A 6,463-nucleotide genomic window follows, 5' to 3' on the forward strand; every position below is an offset into this window, starting at 1 on the left:
GCTGCTTCCACCAACCAGTCAAATCCTGACCGCCATAGGCACACACCAACACCTTATCAGCACGGTGACTGGCGCGCTTAATGCGCTTCTCATCCGCAAGCCCAAATTCAACCCACAGGCGGTACTGGCCATCGAGTCCCGGCTCACACAGCTCTGGTTCATCCTGATTGCAAAGCTCACCGACAAATTTAAGTGTGGGCGATGCATTCAAGGCAAAGGCGATAAGCCGCAGCATCAGCCGCTGCTCGGTTTCGGACGGGTGGCGGGCCACAGTAAGCTTATGCTCGGCCACATAGCTGCGGCCAAGGTCAGTAATGGACAGGGTAAGCTTGTGAATATCGGATTTGAGCGTCATCGGCCCTGCGCCGTGCGTTAAAGCGCACCGGCCCTCAAATGCCTGGCCTGGGGAAAATGCGCCCGCAGCGCCTTGATGTCGGCCGCACCGGCATACACCAGCACCCGCTTGCCACTCGCCAACCAATGCTCGAGCTCACCGATGGCAGGTTGGGCAGCTCGGTCTGCGTCGCGGCGCAGCAGTTCATTGAGCTCCATCGGCACAGTTAAATTGCTGGCGATGCAATCAAGACGCTGCAACATCGCCATGGCGGCAATCGGCAGCAGCCGTGGCGAAGTGTCTTCATCAATCAGCAGAAGCTCACCCTGGGCGCCTATGTTCTCAAATGAATCGTCAAAATGATCCTGGGTGTTGCCATCAAATCTATCGCCATTGAGGGTAAAAAAACGCTCCCAAAAGCGGCGCCGCTCCGGCACGCTGTCAAGGCGGTTTTGCACCTGCACCCTACGCTCGGCAATAAAGTCAAACAACGGCGCCAGCGAGGGGGGCAGCCAGGCTTCCAGCCGGGCACGGATGTCCCGGGCAAACACAGGCGCGGCGCCGGCGGTGCTGATAGCCACGACCAGTCGGCCCCGATCGACGATAGAGGGTGTGATAAAGCGGCAATGAGCCGGATTATCCACAACATTGGCCAGAATACCGCGGCTGCGGGCGACCGCCGCCAAACGCACATTGAGCGCCTCATCGTTGGTGGCGAGGTAAGCAAGCTGCACGTCACGGATATCCTCGTCGCTGACTGCCCGTTCGCTGAGATCAATTTTACCGGCGGCTCCGAGTGCCCTCACCTCATCACAGGCCTCAAGGGCAATCACCCTGACCCTGGCATAGGTTCGGCATAAAAGCTCAAGCTTGCGGGCAGCCACATCGCCGCCGCCCACCACCAGTACTGGTAACTCGTGGGTATCAATAAAAAGCGGGAAATACTGCATGACAGGCCCTATTCGTTGACCAGCGGCAGGTTGCGCGCCACCCAGGCCTTGTAGCCGCCAATGAGTGACGCCACCCGGGTGTATCCCATCAGCTGCAGGTTGTAGCAGGCCAGTGCCGAGCGATAACCGCCGCCGCAGTATAGCAGTAACGGGGTGTCTTTATCGGGGAAACGGGTTTCGACGTCCCGCTCCAGAATGCCGCGGCCCAAATGTTTTGCGCCGGGGAGATGATTGACCAGCCATTCATGATCTTCGCGCACATCGAGCAGCTGCCAGCTGTCGTCGGCCTGATAGTCTTCGATGGAAAGCTCGGTCACCTTGGGAAGCACAGACTCAACCAAGGCAAGAAATCCTGGATTATGCTGCATTTTGAATTCCTTATGATGCTGTTTGCGTCCAGTGTAGTGTGACGCCAAGCGCTTCACAAGTCAGCATAATTCCATCAGTTGTGGGCTTCACTGCGCTCGGCACTGCATTGCCAACAGAGCTCGAAGCTGTCTTCGTTCATCTCATGGCAGTTGATGCATTGCCACTGGGGTCGGTCGCAGGCTAGGCTTTCGAGCTGACTCTGGGCCATTTTAAGCTCGGACTCATTCACCCACAGCTCGACATTCTGCAGATCCACCGGCAATTCACCCACGCCGCCAAGGAGCGCTTCGCCCCTAAGCTCCACCTGAATGCCACAAGCCTGCAGTAATCCCTTCCAGGTATGCGCCTGCAGCAAATTGCCACCGGCCAGCAAACATTTTCTTTCTTCCATCGGACTTTCCTACAACCACTGCTGTCTCTTGTAATTGTCGCCCGCGGCGCTACGGCCGGGGTCAGCCCATGCTAACGGCAAACTGCTTGAAAATCGAGCGCTGAAAATGTGTCATTGTTAACATTTTTAAAACATGCTGTTCGGTGTCGGCAAAAGTCAGCCATAAAAAAACCACCCCTAAGGGTGGTCTTTCACAGGACATCAGCCTCAGGGCATGATGGAAGGCTGATCGGCGCCTTCTTTTTCCACTTCCACAGGCATCATGTGCTCACGGTTAATACCGAGGCGAATGGCCAGGTAACTCGCCACATAGATGGACGAGTAGGTACCCACCACAATACCCAGCAGCAGCGCCGTGGCGAAGCCGTGAATAAGGGTACCGCCCTTGAGGAACAGTGCCACAACGGTGATCAGCGTAGTACCCGTTGTGATAATGGTACGGCTCATGGTCTGGGTGATAGAGGTGTTAACCACTTCTTCCGGACTGCCCTTACGCATCTTGAGGAAGTTCTCACGGATACGGTCGAACACTACGATGGTATCGTTGAGTGAGTAACCCACTACCGTCAAGAGACCCGCCAGTACGGTGAGGTCAAACTCGAGCTGCAGCAAGGAGAATACACCCAGGGTCACGATAACGTCGTGAGCCAGTGCGGCCACCGAACCTGCGGCAAGACGCCACTCGAAGCGGAACGACACGTAAATAAGGATACAGATAAGCGCCACCAGTACTGCAAGGCCGCCCTGCTCTGCCAATTCCTTACCCACCTGCGGACCAACGAATTCCACCCGCTTCTGGGCAACGTCCGGATCGAGCTTTATGGCTTCGGCCATAACCACACGAACCTGATCGTCGCTCTTCACGCCTTCACGCACCTGCAGGCGCACCAGCACGTCGCGGCTTGAACCGAAGTTCTGTACCACGGCGCCGGCAACTTCAGGCTCGGTCAGGTTGCTCCGCAGCGTCTCCAGATTGGCCGCTTTGGAGAACTCCATCTCCACCACAGTACCGCCGGTAAAATCCAGGCCCCAGTTAATGCCACGGGTAGCCAGCGACACCAGCGAACCCACCACCAAAATGGCAGACAGGATACTGATGGGCAGCGCGTGCTTGAGGAAGTTGATGGAGCCCTTGATATCTAAAAGCTGAAACATGGTATTGGCTCCCTCAAATCGACAGTTTCTTCACGCGCTTGCCACCCCAGAGGGCGTTAACAATCGCGCGGGTGCCCACGATGGCCGTGAACATAGAAGTAGCGATACCAATCATCAGGGTCACGGCGAAGCCTTTCACCGCACCAGTACCCACGGCAAACAGAATAAGCGCGGTAATAAAGGTGGTGATGTTGGCGTCGGCAATGGTCGACAAGGCGTTGCCGTAACCTTCGTGGATGGCCTGCTGTACGCTGCGACCGGCACGAAGCTCTTCACGAATACGCTCGTAAATCAGCACGTTACCGTCAACGGCCATACCTACGGTCAGCACCATACCGGCAATACCCGGCAGGGTCAGTACCGCACCAGGGATCATGGACATCACGCCCACCACCATGATGAGGTTGGCACACAGCGCCAGGTTGGCAATCACACCGAAGGCACGGTAGTACACCAGCATAAATGCCAGTACCACAGCCATACCCCAAATCATTGCCTGCAGACCATTTTCGATGTTTTCCGCACCCAGGCTTGGACCAATGGTGCGTTCTTCCACGATGGACACAGGGGCAATCAGGGCACCGGCACGCAGCAACAGTGCCAGATTCTGCGACTCGCTGTGGGTCAGACCCGTGATAACAAAGTTACGGCCAAGGCGTGCCTGAATGGTAGCAACCGAGATAACTTCCTCGATTTTACGCATTTTTACGCTGCCGTCTGGGTTACGCTCACCGCTGTCCTTGTACTCAATGAACAGGGTCGCCATCGGCTTGCCGATGTTGTCCTTGGTGACGTTGGAGAAGATTTCCCCGCCCTTGGCATCCAGCTGAATGGCAACCTGTGGACGGCTGTATTCGTCGAACGAAGGCTGGGCGCCGGTGATATGGTCACCGGTGAGCATCACTTCTTTCTTCAGTACAACCGGACCACCTTCGCGGCGCTGATACAGCTCGCTGCCGGCTGGCACACGGCCATTGCTGGCAGCAGCCACATCGGCTTTTTCATCTACCATGTGGAATTCAATCGAGGCTGTCGCACCCAGGATTTCCTTGGCACGGGCAGTATCCTGCACACCGGGCAGCTCAACGATGATGCGCTCGGCACCCTGACGCTGCACCACAGGCTCGGCCACACCCAGCTCGTTCACACGGTTACGAATGGTGGTGATGTTCTGCTGCAGGGCTTCCTCTTTGATTTGCTTGAGGTACGCCTCGCTCATAACCGCCAGCAGTACGTAGTTTTCACCACTGGAGATATCAGAAAACACCATGTCGTTGCTGCGGCTTTTGAGGAAACGTTCGGCCTGACCTACGGTCTCGGCATCACGGAACTTGATCTCAATGCCACGCACAGTGCGATGCACGCCGGCATAGCGAATGCGCTCTTCCCGTAGCTGACCACGAAAATCGGCAATCTTGGCTTCTTCCATCTTGCGGATGGCTTCGCCCATGTCCACTTCCATCAGGAAGTGCACACCGCCGCGAAGGTCAAGGCCGAGTTTCATCGGGCTGCCACCAACGGATTCCAGCCACTCAGGAGTGGCAGGTGCCAGGTTCAGGGCAACTGTGTATTTGTCGCCCAGCAGCTCTGCAATGGTTTCCTTGGCAGTCAGCTGATCTTCCGCGTTATTTACACGCACCAGCAACTGGCCGTTTTCCAACTCGGAACGCTTAACGCCAATACCATTGGCAGTCAGAGCCTCGGCGATGTTGGACTGAGTCGTCGCAGTCACCTCGGCACCACGGGTTGCCACAACCTGTACGGCATGATCTTCACCGAACAAATTGGGCACCGCATAGAAGCCACCAATGGCGATGACCAGCACCACCATGATGTTCTTCCACATTGGGTATTTATTTAGCACGCCTTTAGCCCTCTTGGCTTACAGGGACTGGATAGAGCCTTTAGGCAATACCGCCGCAATATAGTCCTTTTTAATGGTGATGTTGGTGCTGTCGTTCAGCGCCAGTACAACGTAGTCGCTGTCTTCGGAAATCTTGGCGATTTTGCCGAGGATACCGCCGCTGGTCAGCACTTCGTCACCCTTGGAGAGGGAAGACATCAGGTTCTTGTGCTCTTTGACGCGCTTGGACTGTGGACGGAAGATCATGAAGTAAAAAATCAGACCGAACAGGCCGAGCATGATCACAAGTTCCATGGTGCCGCCACCTTGAGGTGCACCGGCTGCTGCATTGGCATACGCGTTTGAAATGAACATAGCTTTCTCTTCTTATTGCTTGATTGTTAGTCTTTTAGCTCGGGAACTTCTCGCCCTTGACTGGTATAGAAGTCCTCAACGAAGGCGTCTAATGTACCTGTCTCAATGGCGCCGCGCAAACCCTCCATCAACCTTTGGTAATAACGCAGGTTGTGGATGGTGTTGAGTCGGGCTCCCAAGATTTCGTTACAACGATCAAGGTGATGCAAATATGCACGGGAATAGTTGGTGCAGGTATAGCAATCACACTTGGCGTCAAGTGGTGAAGTGTCATCACGATGCCGCGCATTGCGGATCTTGATAACCCCTTCACTGGTAAACAGGTGGCCGTTGCGGGCATTACGGGTTGGCATAACACAGTCAAACATGTCAACGCCTCGACGTACGCCTTCAACCAGATCCTCCGGCTTACCTACCCCCATCAGATAGCGTGGTTTGTCAGCAGGAATTTGCGGGCACACATGCTCAAGTACTCGATGCATGTCTGCCTTGGGCTCGCCCACCGCCAGACCACCGACGGCATAACCGTCAAAACCAATTTCGAGCAGCCCCTTGAGACTCTCGTCACGCAAGTCTTCGTAAACGCTGCCCTGAATAATCCCAAACAGTGAGTTGGGGTTTTCGAGGCGGTCAAACTCATCCCGTGAACGCTGAGCCCAGCGCAGTGACATCTGCATGGACTTGCGTGCTTCATCGTGCGTCGCCGGATAAGGCGTGCACTCATCGAAAATCATCACTACATCGGAGCCGAGTGAATGCTGGATTTGCATCGACTTTTCGGCATCCATAAAAATCTTTTCGCCGTTGATGGGCGAGCGGAAATGCACCCCTTCTTCGGTAATTTTACGGATATCGCCGAGACTGAATACCTGAAAGCCACCCGAGTCGGTGAGGATAGGGCGCTGCCAGTTCATAAAGTCGTGCAAGTCGCCGTGCTTGCGCATGATCTCTTCACCGGGGCGCAGCCACAGGTGGAAGGTATTACCCAGCAGGATATCGGCGCCGGTGGCACGCACTTCTTCTGGGGTCATGCCTTTAACAGTGCC

8 protein-coding genes are annotated in these 6,463 nt (G+C 55.6%); all 8 read right to left on the reverse strand.

All coding sequences use genetic code 11. The annotated features are described in order from the left end of the window. A partial coding sequence (locus ABYK60_RS17995) for a YaeQ family protein (RefSeq protein ID WP_372873375.1) occupies positions 1 to 355 on the reverse strand: 355 nt, incomplete at its 3' end. 17 nt (positions 356 to 372) lie between these two features. Beyond that, a complete protein-coding gene (locus ABYK60_RS18000) occupies positions 373 to 1,284 on the reverse strand; it encodes a bifunctional precorrin-2 dehydrogenase/sirohydrochlorin ferrochelatase (RefSeq protein WP_372873376.1) in 912 nt (303 codons plus the stop codon). A gap of 8 nt (positions 1,285 to 1,292) precedes the next feature. Further along, on the reverse strand, positions 1,293 to 1,652 hold the full coding sequence (locus ABYK60_RS18005; RefSeq protein WP_126167337.1) for a rhodanese-like domain-containing protein: 360 nt from the start codon (positions 1,650 to 1,652) through the stop codon (positions 1,293 to 1,295). A 74-nt stretch (positions 1,653 to 1,726) separates the two neighbouring features. Beyond that, positions 1,727 to 2,044, reverse strand: a complete 318-nt coding sequence (locus ABYK60_RS18010) for a putative signal transducing protein (protein ID WP_240590417.1) — start codon at positions 2,042 to 2,044, stop codon at positions 1,727 to 1,729. A gap of 207 nt (positions 2,045 to 2,251) precedes the next feature. Next, the gene (gene secF / locus ABYK60_RS18015) at positions 2,252 to 3,199 is read right to left on the reverse strand and encodes a protein translocase subunit SecF (RefSeq protein WP_372873377.1); all 948 of its coding nucleotides are present in this window, start codon (positions 3,197 to 3,199) and stop codon (positions 2,252 to 2,254) included. Positions 3,200 to 3,212: 13 nt separating this feature from the next. Further along, positions 3,213 to 5,063: a protein translocase subunit SecD gene (secD, locus tag ABYK60_RS18020; protein ID WP_372873378.1), complete on the reverse strand. Its 1,851-nt coding sequence runs from the start codon at positions 5,061 to 5,063 to the stop codon at positions 3,213 to 3,215. Between the two features lie 18 nt (positions 5,064 to 5,081). Next, positions 5,082 to 5,417, reverse strand: a complete 336-nt coding sequence (yajC, locus tag ABYK60_RS18025; RefSeq protein ID WP_372873379.1) for a preprotein translocase subunit YajC — start codon at positions 5,415 to 5,417, stop codon at positions 5,082 to 5,084. 26 nt (positions 5,418 to 5,443) lie between these two features. Further along, a partial coding sequence (gene tgt, locus ABYK60_RS18030) for a tRNA guanosine(34) transglycosylase Tgt (protein ID WP_372873380.1) occupies positions 5,444 to 6,463 on the reverse strand: 1,020 nt, incomplete at its 5' end.

Origin of the sequence: Shewanella sp. (assembly GCF_041630135.1) — a bacterium.
In the GTDB taxonomy this organism is placed as follows: Bacteria; Pseudomonadota; Gammaproteobacteria; order Enterobacterales; family Shewanellaceae; genus Shewanella.

What these genes read in the sequence shown, in the direction of transcription:
- yajC (WP_372873379.1), bottom strand. Translation starts at nt 5,417, where the DNA reads ATGTTCATTTCAAACGCGTATGCCAATGCAGCAGCCGGTGCACCTCAA.
- ABYK60_RS18000 (WP_372873376.1), bottom strand. Translation starts at nt 1,284, where the DNA reads ATGCAGTATTTCCCGCTTTTTATTGATACCCACGAGTTACCAGTACTG.
- ABYK60_RS18010 (WP_240590417.1), bottom strand. Translation starts at nt 2,044, where the DNA reads ATGGAAGAAAGAAAATGTTTGCTGGCCGGTGGCAATTTGCTGCAGGCG.
- secF (WP_372873377.1), bottom strand. Translation starts at nt 3,199, where the DNA reads ATGTTTCAGCTTTTAGATATCAAGGGCTCCATCAACTTCCTCAAGCAC.
- ABYK60_RS18005 (WP_126167337.1), bottom strand. Translation starts at nt 1,652, where the DNA reads ATGCAGCATAATCCAGGATTTCTTGCCTTGGTTGAGTCTGTGCTTCCC.